At 48.0% G+C, this 15,865-nt stretch carries 11 protein-coding genes and 1 CRISPR repeat array (1 of these 12 cut by a window edge); of the genes, 4 read left to right on the top strand and 7 right to left on the bottom strand.

Going from position 1 to position 15,865, the window contains the following annotated elements; translation table 11 throughout:
* Positions 1–586: direct repeats of the CRISPR family, unit length 31 nt; unit sequence ATCGCTCCCTCACAGGAGCGCGGATTGAAAC; it begins 3,220 nt to the left of the window's first position.
* A 655-nt stretch (positions 587–1,241) separates the two neighbouring features.
* The 5 genes from istB to ACN0YR_RS11470 form a co-directional block, all read right to left on the bottom strand.
* Complete coding sequence (gene istB, locus ACN0YR_RS11450; RefSeq protein WP_417849355.1) at positions 1,242–2,030, bottom strand: IS21-like element helper ATPase IstB; 789 nt, start codon at positions 2,028–2,030, stop codon at positions 1,242–1,244.
* Positions 2,027–3,541, bottom strand: coding sequence for an IS21 family transposase (gene istA / locus ACN0YR_RS11455; protein WP_417849356.1), 1,515 nt, complete (start codon positions 3,539–3,541; stop codon positions 2,027–2,029). The genes istB and istA overlap by 4 nt, the downstream gene beginning before the upstream one ends.
* Before the next feature lie 441 nt (positions 3,542–3,982).
* Positions 3,983–4,939, bottom strand: coding sequence for a hypothetical protein (locus tag ACN0YR_RS11460; RefSeq protein ID WP_417849357.1), 957 nt, complete (start codon positions 4,937–4,939; stop codon positions 3,983–3,985).
* Between the two features lie 3 nt (positions 4,940–4,942).
* Positions 4,943–6,361 (bottom strand): hypothetical protein, encoded by a 1,419-nt coding sequence (locus ACN0YR_RS11465; RefSeq protein WP_417849358.1) that lies wholly within the window; start codon positions 6,359–6,361, stop codon positions 4,943–4,945.
* An 11-nt stretch (positions 6,362–6,372) separates the two neighbouring features.
* Positions 6,373–6,633 (bottom strand): DUF4258 domain-containing protein, encoded by a 261-nt coding sequence (locus tag ACN0YR_RS11470; protein WP_417849359.1) that lies wholly within the window; start codon positions 6,631–6,633, stop codon positions 6,373–6,375.
* Positions 6,634–6,955: 322 nt separating this feature from the next.
* On the opposite strand from ACN0YR_RS11470, the gene ACN0YR_RS11475 reads away from it, so the two are divergent.
* From ACN0YR_RS11475 to ACN0YR_RS11490, 4 genes are all read left to right on the top strand, one after another.
* The gene (locus tag ACN0YR_RS11475) at positions 6,956–7,735 is read left to right on the top strand and encodes a hypothetical protein (RefSeq protein WP_417849360.1); all 780 of its coding nucleotides are present in this window, start codon (positions 6,956–6,958) and stop codon (positions 7,733–7,735) included.
* Positions 7,736–7,866: 131 nt separating this feature from the next.
* Complete coding sequence (locus ACN0YR_RS11480) at positions 7,867–8,430, top strand: hypothetical protein (RefSeq protein ID WP_417849361.1); 564 nt, start codon at positions 7,867–7,869, stop codon at positions 8,428–8,430.
* A 58-nt stretch (positions 8,431–8,488) separates the two neighbouring features.
* Complete coding sequence (locus ACN0YR_RS11485; RefSeq protein WP_417849362.1) at positions 8,489–11,755, top strand: protein kinase domain-containing protein; 3,267 nt, start codon at positions 8,489–8,491, stop codon at positions 11,753–11,755.
* Between the two features lie 795 nt (positions 11,756–12,550).
* Positions 12,551–13,987: a PcfJ domain-containing protein gene (locus tag ACN0YR_RS11490; protein WP_417849363.1), complete on the top strand. Its 1,437-nt coding sequence runs from the start codon at positions 12,551–12,553 to the stop codon at positions 13,985–13,987.
* A gap of 887 nt (positions 13,988–14,874) precedes the next feature.
* On the opposite strand, the gene ACN0YR_RS11495 is transcribed toward ACN0YR_RS11490, so the two are convergent.
* Complete coding sequence (locus tag ACN0YR_RS11495; protein WP_417849364.1) at positions 14,875–15,216, bottom strand: transposase; 342 nt, start codon at positions 15,214–15,216, stop codon at positions 14,875–14,877.
* 66 nt (positions 15,217–15,282) lie between these two features.
* Positions 15,283–15,657 carry a transposase gene (locus ACN0YR_RS11500; protein WP_417849365.1) on the bottom strand — a complete coding sequence of 125 codons (375 nt, stop codon included), beginning with the start codon at positions 15,655–15,657 and terminating at the stop codon, positions 15,283–15,285.
* Positions 15,658–15,865: the final 208 nt, after the last annotated feature.

The following is a 15,865-nucleotide window of genomic DNA, read 5'->3' on the forward strand; positions in this document are numbered from 1 at the left end:
GAAACCGTGTCCCACCAAAATACACATCAGCAGTTAAGATCGCTCCCTCACAGGAGCGCGGATTGAAACCACGGAGGGATACATACAGAGGTACCTCGCTGACATCGCTCCCTCACAGGAGCGCGGATTGAAACCGGAATCCGAACCAACCGAACAATCACAAACCGAAATCGCTCCCTCACAGGAGCGCGGATTGAAACAGTCGGCAACGTACACGATGGACGGGAAGACCTAATCGCTCCCTCACAGGAGCGCGGATTGAAACACGACGGTCGGAACCGGAACGCATCGAATCGGCGATCGCTCCCTCACAGGAGCGCGGATTGAAACAATCCGGTAAGTCACTTCCGCAACAGTCTGCTTAATCGCTCCCTCACAGGAGCGCGGATTGAAACAACAGAAAATGAAGAGGATTACCCATGAGCGGGAATCGCTCCCTCACAGGAGCGCGGATTGAAACCAACCACTCCCCTGCGAGGCGGGGGAGGCATTATCGCTCCCTCACAGGAGCGCGGATTGAAACACCGTCCGCGAAGTCGTACACAAAAGCTAATAATCGCTCCCTCACAGGAGCGCGGATTGAAGCTCTCTGGCATGCTCAGGCATAATAGGCAACTGAAATCGCACTTCACAGCACCCCGTTTTGGTACCAGTGTTTGGTAGATATCTAGAATACCGAAAAAGTTTTAAACAAGGAGAATAATGCCATCAGTATGTTTTGAAAATTCTATCAGAAAGCTCTCCCGCATCGTTGTACGAACAAGACCATGTACACGACACCATGCGGGGATGCTTTCCAGTAAACTTTGATACTGCTACTGCCTACCCGGAAGGGACTTACACTCCATGCCATCTGAAGTTGTCTCACGCCATTCTGTTGAGTCTAGCTCTTTCTCACTGCTTAATGTTCAAACTCCCCTTCTCGCAAAGGGTTTCGTCAAGCAAGCTCCATCTGTGGTTCGATGCGACAGATTTGTTTGGCAGACAATTCGATCTCCGCGAACATCTATAAAGCCGCACCGCTCGTTTTCAAAGCGGAAGACCGCACGTTCAAATCATGTCGCCCCGACTCAACTGGATATGAGGCCGTTTTGCGAGCTCGCAAAACGGCTATCTCTTTTCTTGTAGACGTCAGTGAGAAAACGTGGCGCTCGACGGTCGAAAAGCGGAGCGCTGGTTCGAAAAAAGAACCCGACCAAGTGGATGTGAGCGACTCGACCGGAAGAGTAATCTCTCTACTTTTATGTCGTCTTTGTTTTGCTTGAGCGTTTTGTGCGTCGGCGTTTCGCATCTTGAAGACGGAAGCTTTCTCCGGAGGCCTCCAAAATGTGGCAGCGGTGAATCAGTCGGTCGAGAGTGGCACCTGTGAGGCGTTCACTCCCCAACACTTCTGTCCAGTTCTCAAACGGTAGATTGGTCGTGATCACCACGCTCAGGCGTTCGTAGGCGGTGCTGATGACATCGAAGAATAACTCGGCGCCCACTTTACTGGCTGGAACGTAGCCGAGTTCATCAAGGATCAGCAGGTCCAACTTGGAAAGTTGCTTTTTGAGTCTGAGCAGATCCCGTTCTTCACGAGCTTCCAAGAGCAGTCTGATCAATTCCGTGACGCGGTAGAACTTCACTCGCTTCCCTTGACCACATGCTGCGATTCCCAATGCAGTTGCAATATGCGTTTTTCCGGTCCCGCTATTTCCAACCAGGAGAATGTTTTCCTTCTTGTCCAGATACTCTCCACGCAGCAGTTCGGTAATCAGTAACTTGTTCAGCGATGGCTGCGATTTGAAGTCGAAGCTCTCCAACGTTTTGTGGTTCGGAAACTGTGCTGCTTTCAGCCTCCGGTCCGCAGCGCGACGTTCTCGATCAATCAGTTCCAGCTCACAGAGTCTGAGAAGAAAACCGAGATGATCAACATTGTCCGTGGCGCACTGGTTGGCGAGCTTCTCGCATTCAGCGAGCATCGTCGGCATTCGTAACGCCTTGAGATGGTGCTGCAAGAGCACCAGACTTTTCGTTTCGATCTTTTTCATGAGACGGAACATCTTTCAGGGTTCGTGGTCAGTAAGGATTGGTAAGCAGAAACGTTGGTTTGCTGGACGTTGACCTGTTTCAAATGAGGTCGACCATCCAAACAGAACAGGTCGATGGCTGGCTCCTGTTGGTACTGGAGGATCAACAGGATGGCCTCAGCACTGCTGGTGCCAATTTCCAGGGCATAGCGCACTGCTGAGGTTAGTGTGGCCAGCGAATGACGCTCTAAGAGTTGCAAGACTTTGATGAATTCGCGTGTTCCTAAACCGTTTGGTTCTGACTCCATACGCCTGCGGAGAATGCCAAAGCAGACTGGCAATTCCCAATCTTCGAACGGTTTGGCGTGATCGAAGCCTCCTGGCTTGCGTTCTAGAAGCTGCAAATAATGCAGCGGATTGAAGAAGAATTGTTCTTTCTCCCAACAGCGAGGGTGAGAGGCGATCTGTTCCTCGGCACAGACGATACGCACCTCATCAACGCTCGCCACGACAGTCAGCGACCGATGTGCATAGTCTGTCGGAACCGAATAGCTGTTTCGATCAAAGCGAATCAGAGACAACGAGTTCGCATGGACTGTTTGCAGGCGTTTGGCTTCAAACTGTTCTTTTGGATTCGACAGGAAACGCTGCTGTTCCTCTTTGAGTAACTCTCGTTTCGATGCCGCTTTTCCCCGGAGCGTGCGTTCCAAATCTTTTTCGCAAGAGGCCAGCAATTGTTCGTTCAAGGCTTCCAGAGAATCAATCTGTGGGACCGGTACCAGAAACGAGCGACGAGCAAAGTCCAACAGACGTTCAACATGGCCTTTCTCGTTTGGTCTTCGCACCAGACAAAAGTGATCTTCGTAGAGGAAATGGCTTTTGAGCCGCAGAAACTCCTTGGTGACTTCACGTTCACGGTTGCCGACGATTTTTCCGACAGCCACTTTGCTGTTGTCATAGCTGATGCGAGTTGGGACGCCACCAAAGAACTCAAAAGCCCGTACATGACCTTCCTGAAACGACTCGGTACATTCCCTCGGAAAGGCTTGAATGCAAATTGCGTCCGAGTAGGGCAGCGTCATCACGAACAACGCGACCTTTGTCTTCTCGCCATTCAACACGACATCCGCATACCCATAGTCCACTTGGGCTTCTCCTGGTGGGTGAGACAGCGGCAGGAAGACTTCCTTGTCCTGCTGCTTGAGCTTGCGGACTGCCGTGGAAACAATCGTGTATCCACCGGAGTAGCCGTGCTCATCTCGGAGCCGTTCAAAGATCCGCTGAGCAGTATGCCGCTGTTTGCGATGAACCTTCTTGTCCGACTTCAGAATCTCCTCAATGATCGACATGTAAGGATCGATCTTGGAACCACGAGGTTGACTCAACCGGTAACCTGGCGGTTCGATGAACGTCAGAATTTTTTCCAGCGTCTCCCAGTGAATACCGTATTCACGGCACGCGCCTCGTTTACTGATCTCGCCTGTCAAAACACGACGACGAATCTCCGCCCACTTCTGCATGTCAGTGAACACCCGTCCCTCGCTGTCTTGAAGTTCAAAGAGTTGGTCAAAAGACCAACAGTCTGAACACCTGACAACAAGTGATCATCTGGGCGCTACACTTTCATTCCGGAAAACATCCCCCCGACAGACGCTACATTTTCTAACCGGTGTCTACAGGTGAATGTCATCAGGTACATTTTGAAACATCTCTTAGCTGACCTTTCCAAAACAAATCCTGCTCCCAAGGAATACAAAGAATGGAAAAGTCTGATCGAAACTCTTTTGGCTGGTTTCCCAGTAGTCCCCATCATATGGATTCAAGGAGAAGACCTCATATGGATCAAGGAAGAAGGAAGATATGAAGTCAGGAAGAAAAATGATGATCGCTGAAGAAACTTACCTTTGACTTCAGGCTGATGAGGCATTAGACAAGAAAGCCGCACACTCGCGATCGGAGTCTCCAGTGGATTTTCAGACGCTCTCAGTCTCCTGTTGAGACCCATCACAATACGGGCACTTCCGTTCAATGCAATGGAAGTAGACATCAAGAAGTTCGACTGGACAATCATCTTGATCGAAGCTTGAGGATTCATCTCGGAGACTCTGCAGCAAACGGACACGTTCGGTCGAAGGACAAAATGCAGAGGTGTCACGCACGATCAGCATGTGAACGTGCCTCGAAGATTGCATGGATGCGATCTCTTCAGCGACTCGCTGAATGTCGTCGAGAGCCTTTGCGGTTGGTTCTCGATTTTCGAACCTGACTGGCGTTTCTAGATTCTGTTCCAGTCGACGTTTTGGAGTTGTGTCAAAAACAGTGTCGTGAACATCGTGCGAATTGCGAATACTTATAATTTCTCCCCATCCATCGGAAAGATCGCTTTCGTAGAGTTTTATCGGGGCTTTTGAATTTCCGTATTGCTGCATTTCCAGAATGGTGTCCTCTTTCATCTCGCCGAGAAAATGGCGCTCCAGAGTTTCTTTGATACGTAGCCACCGACCACCTTTCTCCTCGCAGAAAGCGACGAATTCTCGAAATGTGTCACTCAATTTCCATCCTTGTCGAACTCGTCGGTCTTCATTTTCAAGTGGTGTGAGTTTTACTGAATCGTCTGGTGTCAGGATTGTTTCAATTTCCATCGAAACTTGTTTTTTTGTTTTGTTCTGTTTCTTTCGTAAGAAGTTTCGAACTTCCAATTTCGCTGTTTCGGTCATCCATCCACAAGGGTTTTGAATCGGTTCTCCTTTGTGACCAGTCATCATCTTCTGACACGTCTTGAGCATACTTTCGTGAGCGACATCTTCGCAGTCTTCCCAGGATAATTGAGGATACTTCCGTTTTAAGTTGCGAGTAATTCGTTCTACGTACTCCACCAGAACATCTGCGACATCTGCAAAATCGTGGTCTAATTTCAATATCTCATTCATAGTTCAATTCGCCTTGCTGAGTGCAGTATGTCGGATTGTCATTGGAGCATGTTGGTAAGTTTTTTGAAAAAGTAATCGACAGTTGAGCCGGGCTGGGATTTCGAGTTCATCCTCATCGAGGACCTCCCCCAATTGCCCTCTGGATTTAAGAATGCCGCGATGCGCAACAGCAACAATGCATTTTTTTTCGTATGATTCTAAGTACTCGATAGATTTATCATCTTCTTCGCTTCCCGATGAATTATTTGCCTGTGTTCCAATGTGGAGTTTTTTGTCAAACAGCACGACACGTTTGCATTGGATTCTGTTGCAGACAAAATACGGCTTATTCAAGTCGTCTGTTGATCCTGAATGATCGAACTCAAGAGTCGTAGATGTTCTGTTTTCTGGAAACGACTGAAAGGAAAATCGTAAAGTGACGCTGCCTGACTCGTGGCGATCAGGTTTTCCATGCAAGTGGATGAGATCACCATGATTCAGTTTATCACTACGAGCATGACCATCTTTAAGTAGGTTTTGTTGATTTCCGTCAGGCCGTTCAATTGTGACATAATTATTGTCGTAACTGGGATGCGGGGTGATCCAATAATTCATCACTCCGCTGTGACTCAAGTGCCTGCAGATGACTCCATGCTGCTGATGGAGTTGCCCACTTGGAATACGGATATCTGCCAGCGTTCCATCGGACTTTGCGGAACCGATGACATGTGAGTGACCGAAGAGCACCAACGTGTTCATCTCTGGCGAACAGAAATCTAGAATGACCCCCTTGTCATCAGCTGAAATCGCTCGGTCCTGTTCGATTTTAGCGTCCTCGGAGTGCAGCGATTTCGCCAAGGTCTGAATTTTTGCCTCTAAGCCTGGCAGTCGTTTTCCACTCTTGTTGATCCCTTTCGCTTTCTCCAGCCAGGATCGAGCCAGGTCCAAATTCTCTCCTTCAAGGGCTTCGGAGCAGCTGTCACAACTACGCTCGTATGCCTTCAGGCCGGTCCCGATTCGATCGATGATTCGCTTGGCTTCGTCGAGATGACTCACTGACGCCAATTGTTCGGCTGCCGTTTGTAACCGCTTCGCTGCATGAAGTTGCCTTCCCAACTCAAGGTCTTCCTCTTCTGCGATTCGTTGTTTTTTCCTATTCTCCAACTCAACTTGAATGGCTGAAGCAATCTCCGCATCTGATCCACTAAGTACGAGTAACCTCTCGGCAATTCGGCTGTGCTTCGACGCGATTTCAAGATCGCTCTTGGCGTATGCGCGTTCTGCGAATTCGATGAGTTGGCGAACACACTGGATAACCAGCGGACGGACAGCCTTATGTTCTCGATGTTTTGAATTTAATAACGTCGCGGCTGCTTGAAGAGCTTCACCCTCATCAAGCCAATCCGCAACTCGCTGAACTTCAATTGGATCGAAAATCGACATCTGAATTCTCCTCACCAAGTCACGTTGTACATGGGTGCTTCTTCAATATGAAAAGCAGTGACGACACACAGGTCCGGAGTGCATATGACTCTCAAGTTTTCCAAAAGAGAACGCCAGTACTCGTCTTTGATTCTATTGAGGTTGGCAGACCAAATACAGCTTCCGTACTGATTCCGGAACCTTCCGTATGCCAGCAATCGGTAAACTTGGGCAACGGTGATTCCTCGAGCTTCCATTTGAATTCGAGCATGACTGGTGAATTTGACTGGCATGTTTTTCTCTCAACATGAACTCAATTGTTTGCCTCTGTACTCTCTTGAGTTCACTCCGAATCAATTCTGGCAGCTTTCTTATAAAAAACTTGAAAACTTCACCATATTGCTGTTTTCTTGTCTCGGTCAGAGTTCACTTCACCATTCCAACACTTCACTGGCCTCAATTTGCTCAGAGTTTGTTCTTGAAGAATCTTGAGATTGTTCCAATTTGATATTTTTTCAAATTAGTTCTCCAGACTACGCCTTGTCATGCTTCATTCATTCCAGAGGCCGCATTGGGCAGCCTTAGGAATAACTTAGATGAATTGGAGAATTGAACATGGTGTTGTCTACAGAGAGGGGCAAGTTTGTTGCGGGGGGAGCTGCGGTCGTCCTGCTGATCACCGCCTTGCTAGGCGGTGACTTGGCCTGGAGTTACTGGCAAGGAATGCAAGGGGTCGTGCAACAGGGGTTGCGAGATGCGACGAGTATTGAGTTCGACTTGCGACGACTTGACCAAGCGATTGAGGCATTGACTCCTCAGCTACAGAAGAACCGCAAAACCGCTGCTGAACTAGATGTTGAAATCGAATTTCTTGCAGCTGAAACTCAGAAGATGGAGAAGAAACAACGCCTTGCCAAAGCTGAAATGCAAGAACTGCGTGATGGCCTGAGCAGAGGTGTCGGATCAATCTGGATAGATGGTCACATGTACGCCCGGGCGACAGTTGAGTCCGACTTACAGCACAGGCTGGAGATCTACGAGCAGACCGACAAGCAGATACGGTCGCGACGTGACTTATTGGCAAAGCGTCGCCGGACACTGGAGCAAGCGGTCACATGTCTTCGCGACAATGAAAATCAACAGCGGAGTCTTTCTGAATTAGCGGACTCATTAAATGCAGAACTCAAACTTCTGGAAGTCGCCACTGCGACCAGCGGCATCAGCTTCGATCAACCAAACTTGGCAGCTGCCGAAGAGTTGGCGACAGAAATTGAAAAACGCATCCGTACGCTACAACTCATGCACGATCAAGGCGAATTGAAAAGTCAAATCCCTGTGAACTTGGATCGTAGAAGTGCCGCTGATCGATTCGACCAAGTCTTTGCGAACCAGTGAGAATTGTACGGTTCGCTTCTTTGAACTGAAGAAGGCCAGGGGCACTTCCGAATATCGCGCGGTGCCCCGCACTTCTTTCACAGTGCGATTCCTTGACAAAGATCAGAACATCCAAGATTGGCAGTACCGATATGAAACTTGATTACAGCCAGCTGATTTTCATCGCATTACTCACGTGGGGACAGAATGGTCGGGCAGAAGAACAGAGTACCGTTCACAACTTCAATGAGTTTGAAGTTGTCTCAAGTTGGTCTCTTGATTTCGATGAGGCGTATGAGGATGCCAGTTTGAAATTACGAGAATCGGTTCGACAGTTCGCAGGCCTGGACAATCAGAATTTTGTAATTCAACAACATCTTTGGTCTGAGTTAGAGGGCGAACTCTTTGAAGATTTTCAGCAAATAACTGAAATCAAGCGACGAGCGTATGGGGACCTCCACCGAGTCGTACTCAGAGGCACGATTTCTTCGGATTCGATCCGCACTTTTCATACTCTCTCTGAGAAGTCTGTTCGAACACGCTGGTGGAAATGGACACTCTCCCTCGTCATCGCCCTCGTAGGAATCTTTGTAGGTTTACACCTGACCATTCGGCTGGATCAGGCTTCAGGCGGAGATCGCCGCACCATTATGTGCGTGATTTCTACAGCCTGTGTGGTGCTCGCTGTGCGTATGGTGCTTTGCGGCATTTGGTAGGTTTGGTATATTCAAAAATCATCATTTCGAATGTTGGCCAAAATTGAGATATTCATTGATGCGGGAAGAATCGACCTTTCAAAAGCATGAAGAGATCTTGTTGAAGAAGGGGTACACAGTTCACAAGAGGCTGGGGGCAGGGGGGCAATACAACGTTCTTCTTGCGTCGAGTGAAGAATCGCATGGCAAGTGTGCCGTTCGCGTATACAAAAATCCAATTCGAGATCTGGAGAGCCTTCCTCGGGGAGTCAAAGAAGAACTGAATCTTGCACGCGAAATGGGACCGTCACCATATTTCGTAACACTCTTTGGTTACTTCTTTGAAGATGGCTGTTTCTTTACAACCTGGAACTACGCTCAACACGGTAGCCTAAGGGCTCGAATCAACCCTGAGAATCCTCTCTCTCGAGAAGTGGTTTATAAGTACCTGGAAAAGGTCGCGCGCGGTCTTGATGAATTGCATCGACCCGACGTTGGAAGGGAGAGTGGTGCACATGGGGATATTAAGCCTGACAATCTCCTGCTTCCTGCACCAGATTTTGCGATCATAGGTGATTTAGGGATCGCTCGGCTCAACGAATCCGCTACGAATGTGCGAACAACAGAAGTGGGAACCAGAGCCTACTCTTTACCAGGGGTACCTCTCGGAAAACCGACAAGAGAGCGTGACATTTTCGGCTTCGCAGTCACCTACGCGGAATTACGATTGGGACGGCACCCCTATGGAATTTATGATCATGAGATCGTGGCCAACCTGGAAAGTAATTCACCGAATCTTGAAGGTCTATCTAGTCATGAAATTAAGCTTCTTAGACTGATCTTAGTACCATCTCCAAAGGTCAAGTCAATTTATGAGTGGCTATTAGAAATATCAAAAGTGGCCGAATCTGATAGTCACAGGTCCATGTTTGTCTTAGATGGTGAATTTCGCCATGTCGCTACGAAATTAGAATCAGAACTCAGAGACCGCGATCGCTTGCAAAGGAAATCTAAGCGTGCGTTAAAATTTCAGGAGTTAGTAAAAGCAGAAGAGTCACTCAAGGACATTCGAGAAAAAGTCCTGGCATCAATTCAAATTCGCAACGATTGGGCTCATAATAATAATCATGGACACTCAGTTGATGAGATTAAACAAGCGGTGGAGATTCTCGACGAAGCTTTTTTTATAGTCGTGAACACTAGGAGCCAGGAAGTCGTGGAGCCTGGAAAGCCGGCGCCGAGTGAGCAAGACAAGAATCCTGAAAAGAAGCTTAAGCCTTCGCAGAATCAGGCTCATGAAAGTCAATCCAATCAAGCGAAGCCTCATGAACTCGAACCGGAGCGGGTCTCAACGGATGTTCCAGCGTGGATTCTGGAGTATCCGAGAGATATCAAAAGTGCCCAGGCAAAAAAGTATGGTGCAATTTTAAAGAGTGAACTTTCTGAAACCTTGCTGACGTCGCTGCCAATCTTGTTTTTTGCATACGGGTTATCACCGATGCAAATTCAAAAAGTCACGAACCTTCCAGATATGCTCCGCAAAAACTTGGAGTACTATCTCATCTCACTTTGCGAGGAATCTTCTGGCAAGCCATTCAAGGAAATATGGCATGCAAAGAGAGGCGAATTTCTAGGTGCCACTTTTCCGGATTGGATCAAAACCTATGTCCCTGCATCACAAATTTCCGGAGTCTCGAAGGAGACCGAAAAGGCGATCGAACGCCAGTTCCTCGAACTGAATGACTCTCCTGGAACGATTCGTAAAGCGCTGAAGCTCCCTCCGAGTTTAACGATCCGCATCGGTGACTATCTTGCTCACGTCATAGCTGAATCAGGAGGACGAGACGGAGATCTTGCATCTAAGTGGGGACAGGCAAAGGGTGAGTATCTACTGCGTCATATGCAGAATGGCGCAGTGATCGACGAGGCCTTTATTTCAAAATACTGTAATCTGGATACGATCCCGCATACTGAGACCATTTCAGTAGAACCGAAAGCGAAGGCTGCGCAGTCAAAGGGAAGCAAAAATAAAAAAGCAAAGCAGCCAAAGGGCAAGAAACAAAAAATTGATGTGAGCATTCCATTGGAATCAGCTCTGCGTAGTTGGCCCCAAAAGAAATGGAAAACCGGGGGGCTGGCGAAGCTGACAAATTCTGAGAAGGAGCGTCTGAAGAAAATCATTCTTTCAGATTCTCACCCAAGTACAGTCAAGGCGTTTTGCGTGGCGACGAAGATCGATGCTGGGAAAGCTCTTTCCGCACTCAATTACGCCTATCAGTTCATTCTTTCGCAGGGAGGAAAGGGGCTGAGCTTTGATGAACGCTTGAGCTACTGCAAAAGTCCTACAACTGACCATGCAAACAGTAGAGGTGAAGCTCAAGCTACCGTTTCGGCACCTCCCTCAAGCCCTTACCCCTATAAAACGCAGAAAGGTATTAAAAAAGTATATGATGCACGCCAAAGATTAAAAGGAAGCCCTGCTTTGGTCTTTTCGTCGCAACAAAAGTTGACGATACGAGTCGCTTTTCTGAGCGTGACAAAATCATTGAATTGGCCCGCTGAACAGATGGTCTATGATAAAATTCGTCACCTTGCGGGTGTCTATCCAGATTTCTTCAAAACAATTTCGAAGCAGCAATGCAAGTTAATTGGCATGTATGTCAATAGCTTGCTACGGGCCCAAGGTTGGCAGAAATCAAATAGCTCTGCATGGAATTGCGTTGTCGCTGAAACTCGGAAAATAATCTCTAGTAAGCAAGGAGTAACTCCCGTTCAAGTAGAAGAGCTCATGCAGCATATTCTGTCTTGGGAACAGCTGACAAAGTCGAAATCCCAGTATTCACAGGGCAAAGCTGCCAATGAACTTGAAACGAGCAATTCAATCTCCAACGAACACCCCAATGAACGCAAGCAGGTGGTTGAAAATACAAGTCTGCAATCGAAAACTGGAGGGCGTTGGCCTTTTACTGTCGGTACCACTTACTTGGGATTCATATTGCTCGTCTTTGCATTGGTCCCGAGTGGTGTGGTTCAATCAACAAGAACTGGACATACACACACAGCCGATTTCATCCTGTTTTTGGGAGTCATTGCACATTTTCTCGAGTTCAGTGACAAGCCAAGTGGAAGTCCGATTTGGCCACCATCTCGCGAATGGAAGAAGCCCTTTTCGATAGCTTTTGTATCTTTAGCAGGGATTCAGCTTCTGCTGAGTCTTTTTGTGATCATTTCCCGAGCACAACAATCCGAACTGCACAAAGAAACGTTCGTTGAACTTTCTATGATCTTAGTACTGTGCTTGCTCTTATTTTTAATTGAGAATTTCAAGTCATTTCGGAAAAAATGAGCGTTTCCCGACAAGCGGTAAACTCTCTACATGTACGTTCATGTCAATGAGCGTTTGAAGAGCAGGGGGCATCTCAATTGTCGGATCGAGCTTTGCCCCCAGTTCGTTTGTTCCCTTCGATGTTTGTGGCTGTAAACCACTTTTCTATTTCGTTCTGAATACGTCGAATAAATTCTGATGCTGCCGTAGCGGGTACTCCTTTGCCTGTTGGAAAACTAGAGGAATTCGCTCTACCGTGTGTCAGTGAAAAATGTATTTCACTTGTAGAATCGCTGATCACCACGAGTCAGAACCTGACACCAGTTCGCAAGACTCTTGGAAAGATATTTTCTCTAGAACCAGTCCGAAAACCTCTGGAATAGCCGCTTTCCTCAACGTTTGAGAGAGCAATTTCAGGTTTCAGGATCAGTTCTAAAAAAAACTGCCAGGATTTCGGCTCTGACGACTCATGTAGTTAGAGAACAGTATTTTAAACAAAAGGAGTCGTCATGGAAAAATCTGAATCTCAGGAAAACAGCAATCCAGTTCGTGCAACAGGAGTCGTTCGAATAGTGCGACGAGCACAGACCTTCCAACTTGATCTTCCCGTTCCCTGCATTGAAAGAACCTGCATCACTTGCGGTGAAGAAGTCAATCTGACTCTCGAACAAGCAAAGAGGATTCCACCCGATTCGACAGAGTGTGCGGACTGTTTTCAAAATTTAATTAGAGAGGGTTTTGAAGAACTGCAAAGGCGAGGAATTATCTTGTCTACGGTGACACGGTCAAGCAAACTGCTTTAGGTGAGAAAATTAGATGCCTGCGGTTGATTCTAAGTACGATCTCCAGGAACTGAAGGACGGTTTTATTCTCAAGGGCCGTGACCGTGTTCCAGTGACAGTCAAGCTCTGCGATACTGGTTTCCGAGTAAGAATACACCGCTTCCGACAACAGTCGTTGTTTTCAGCGGCGGAGTTCGGTGAGACAAATTTCAGCCAAACTCCAGCCACGAATCTGGTTCAGTATCGTCGATTATTAGACCTTGTAGTTCATGGAGTGATGCTGGAATGGCAGCCCTCTCGTTCCCGAAGTGCTCCCCATCGCATACGAAGTTGGGCTCTTACCCAAACACGTCAAGCACTTGGTAGGCGAATCCATCAACAGTGGGTGCGACTCATTTTAAAAGCCGACCCAAATGTTCTTGGTGTGCAAAAATCTGTCTTCGCTGCGACGTTCCGAAGCACTCCTTTGCTACATCAACGCTCACTTTACGAGGACGCATTTCTCGTTCAGGACATTTTGAATTATAGAGCTGCAGCTGCATTGGTTCCCGTCGCCGACGCTTTATGCAACGGTCATCCATTGGAGAGATGTTGCGAAGAACTCAATCCCGAATTCGACGCTCAGGGCTGGGCGCGGGGAGAACAGGTTTCATTGCAGCATCCAGCAGAAAAGACGATTGCGGCATTGTCGAAATGGCAAGAGCTATGCTCTCAGACGGGGAAACGTTATCGGAGCTTGAGTCGTACGCTCATGAATTTCCCCGGCGGAATTCCTTGTGACCTTCTTTTTTTCTTCCCCACTCTTCAGCTCATCCGGCCAGTCACGCATCGATTAGAATTACTCGCTTTATTGCTGACTGCAGGGGAACTACATGAAAAGGTTTCACAGAGAGCATCGATTTTGAAAATTATTCAGCAGAGTCATCGCCTAGAAATTCGTGACGGCATGCAACGTGTGTCAGAGAAGTTTGAGTCCCCCCTGACTCATCGTAGGACTTGGGATGTTGGCCAATTCATTGCATTTCTTTTAACGAATCCAGAGCCATATCATGGACGACTCTCAGGTCTGGTCAGCAGGGCAATTCGTTGGTATGAGTCACAAGAGAACGCTCCTCCTCTCCAAGCTTCAGTTCCAATTCGAGGATTGGATCGATCTGTGAGAACACGGATTCCACCAACTGGTATTCCCTGCATAGATGGGGTTCGTTTCCTGGAGACGATTGGTGATATCATTGATGAAGGCAATACTATGCAGCATTGTGTCAGTGCATATATTGGACGAGCAGTCGAGGGGACTTCATACATCTTCCACATCGAGCATCGAAGTGAACACGCTACGGTAGAGTTGGACAGTCGTGGTCAACTACGCCAAGCATTTGGCCCAATGAATTGCAAGAACGCTGCTACGGACTATGCGGCTAGAGTCTTCAAAGAATATTGCGAGTCACAAAAAAAATTGGACACCTTTTAACGAGAGAGCATTAGTTTGAAACTTGCAGTGAGAATTGAGTCGTCGAATGTTGGGAGCGAAAGTTTTCAGCAATTAACAACGGTGGGGAAACGTGTTAGACGCCACGGAGTACAAAAACCTCAAACAGACTTGAATGGGAAAATTTCGAATCGAAACTCGCAGCAGAGATTGACATGCTGGGTTTTCGAATGGCTGGTCTCCATCTGTCAACAACGTAGAAGTCATTTCCCCGAGTTACGAATTCCCTCCGCGCAGATCGCGAGCCCAGTTAACCCTCGATCTTCAATTAAAAGAGATTTCAAGCAGCCCGTCGCCAGTAGTGTTCCAGCAGTCCACCCAGCCAAGTCGAACAGGCAACATCCTTCAGCCTGATGGTCTGCACTTCTTCCGGTGGTTGTTTCCAACTCGGTGGTAAATTCTCTCTCGCCAAATGCCCACATTCATTGTTCTCCCCGTAAACAACTTCTTTAATAAGTGTTCACTTGTCGAGAGTCGTCGGAAGTCCTGATGGCGAAATAGGATCGGAGTTCGACTCTCAAGTGGGTGTTGGTTAACGCAAAAACAACTTTTGAACAGCGGGATGGTTCAAAAGCAGTTTGTCAACCAAGACCACAATTGCAGGCATTTCTGGAAGAGTTTTTTCGGTCGTTAGGCCATGCAAGTGATTTCCCAGTTGCCGAATCATCGATAGCGTTTCGGGGCCTCGGTTGATGCGAGATTGAGTTGTATTCTTGCGGACTCTCAGCGGGGTAAAAATACGTCACCGCCTCCAGAATACTTAGAGCCTATCCGGAATCTCAGTTATGTTGTAAGTCGATATTTGAAGGGAGCTTGGTTCGGCGAAGGGGCCAGGCGCCGGAGCATGCGACCGATGGAGGCCACATAGATCATCGCTTCGCTTGATTTGGTGTGATGCTCATAGTCTCGACTGAGTCGGCCCGGATGGCACCGACGAGGACGTCGTTGATCTTCTGGAGAGTGCCATCATCCCGCCAGCGTTTGAAATAATCGTAAACCGTGCTCTTGGGCAACAGGTCGTGCGGGAGCATGTCCCACTGGCATCCCGAGCGGCATTGATAGAAGATCGTGTTGAGCACTTCACGTCGATCAACCGTCTGCGGTCGGCCCCCCTTCTTGCTGCGGCGTGGCTTGGGGAGAATCATTTCGATCATCTCCCACTGCTGGTCAGTCAGATCACTTGGATACGCTTTTCGAGAGGTCTCGGACATCGCACAATCCCTTGCATTGGATGAACCAGAAAGCATGATTAGATCAAGACTTCCAAAAAACGCCAGTTACCGGATAGGCTCTGAGTGAACCATGACCACCATAATCATTCCCAGTGTGTCGACGACAATGTGGCGTTTTCGTCCGGTGACCTTCTTTCCCCCATCAAAACCGCGATCAAATCCCCCTTCCGCAGTCCGGACAGATTGTGAATCGATGATGCCCGCTGTTGGTGTCGGAGTCTTTCCGGACGCTTTGCGAACCAACTCACGCAGTTTGTTGTGAATGCGTTCCCACGTCCCATCGATTCGCCACTTTCGAAAGATGCCGTACACCCTATTCCAGTTTGGAAAATCGTTCGGCAAGTATCGCTGAGGAGGCAACCTGGAAATGATTCGCCATTGCCTGTTTGTGAGATGGCTGGGATACTTTTTCAACAACATCGCTGCAGTTCCTTCCATTTCCTTCCATGGGCTTGTAACACCCGCAGCGGGAGCGATTTTTCGTCGATCAATGCAATTTCAAAACGCGTTCATAGTCACAGCAGGCTCTGACCTATGCGGTTTTGCGCAACGCGATTGAGGTTAGAGAGGGAGTGCTTGATTGACAATGGACAACCCTCTTCGTGCCTCTGGTGACACAAGATCAAAT

This window comes from Thalassoglobus sp., assembly GCF_048270125.1.
Lineage (GTDB): Bacteria > Planctomycetota > Planctomycetia > Planctomycetales > Planctomycetaceae > Thalassoglobus.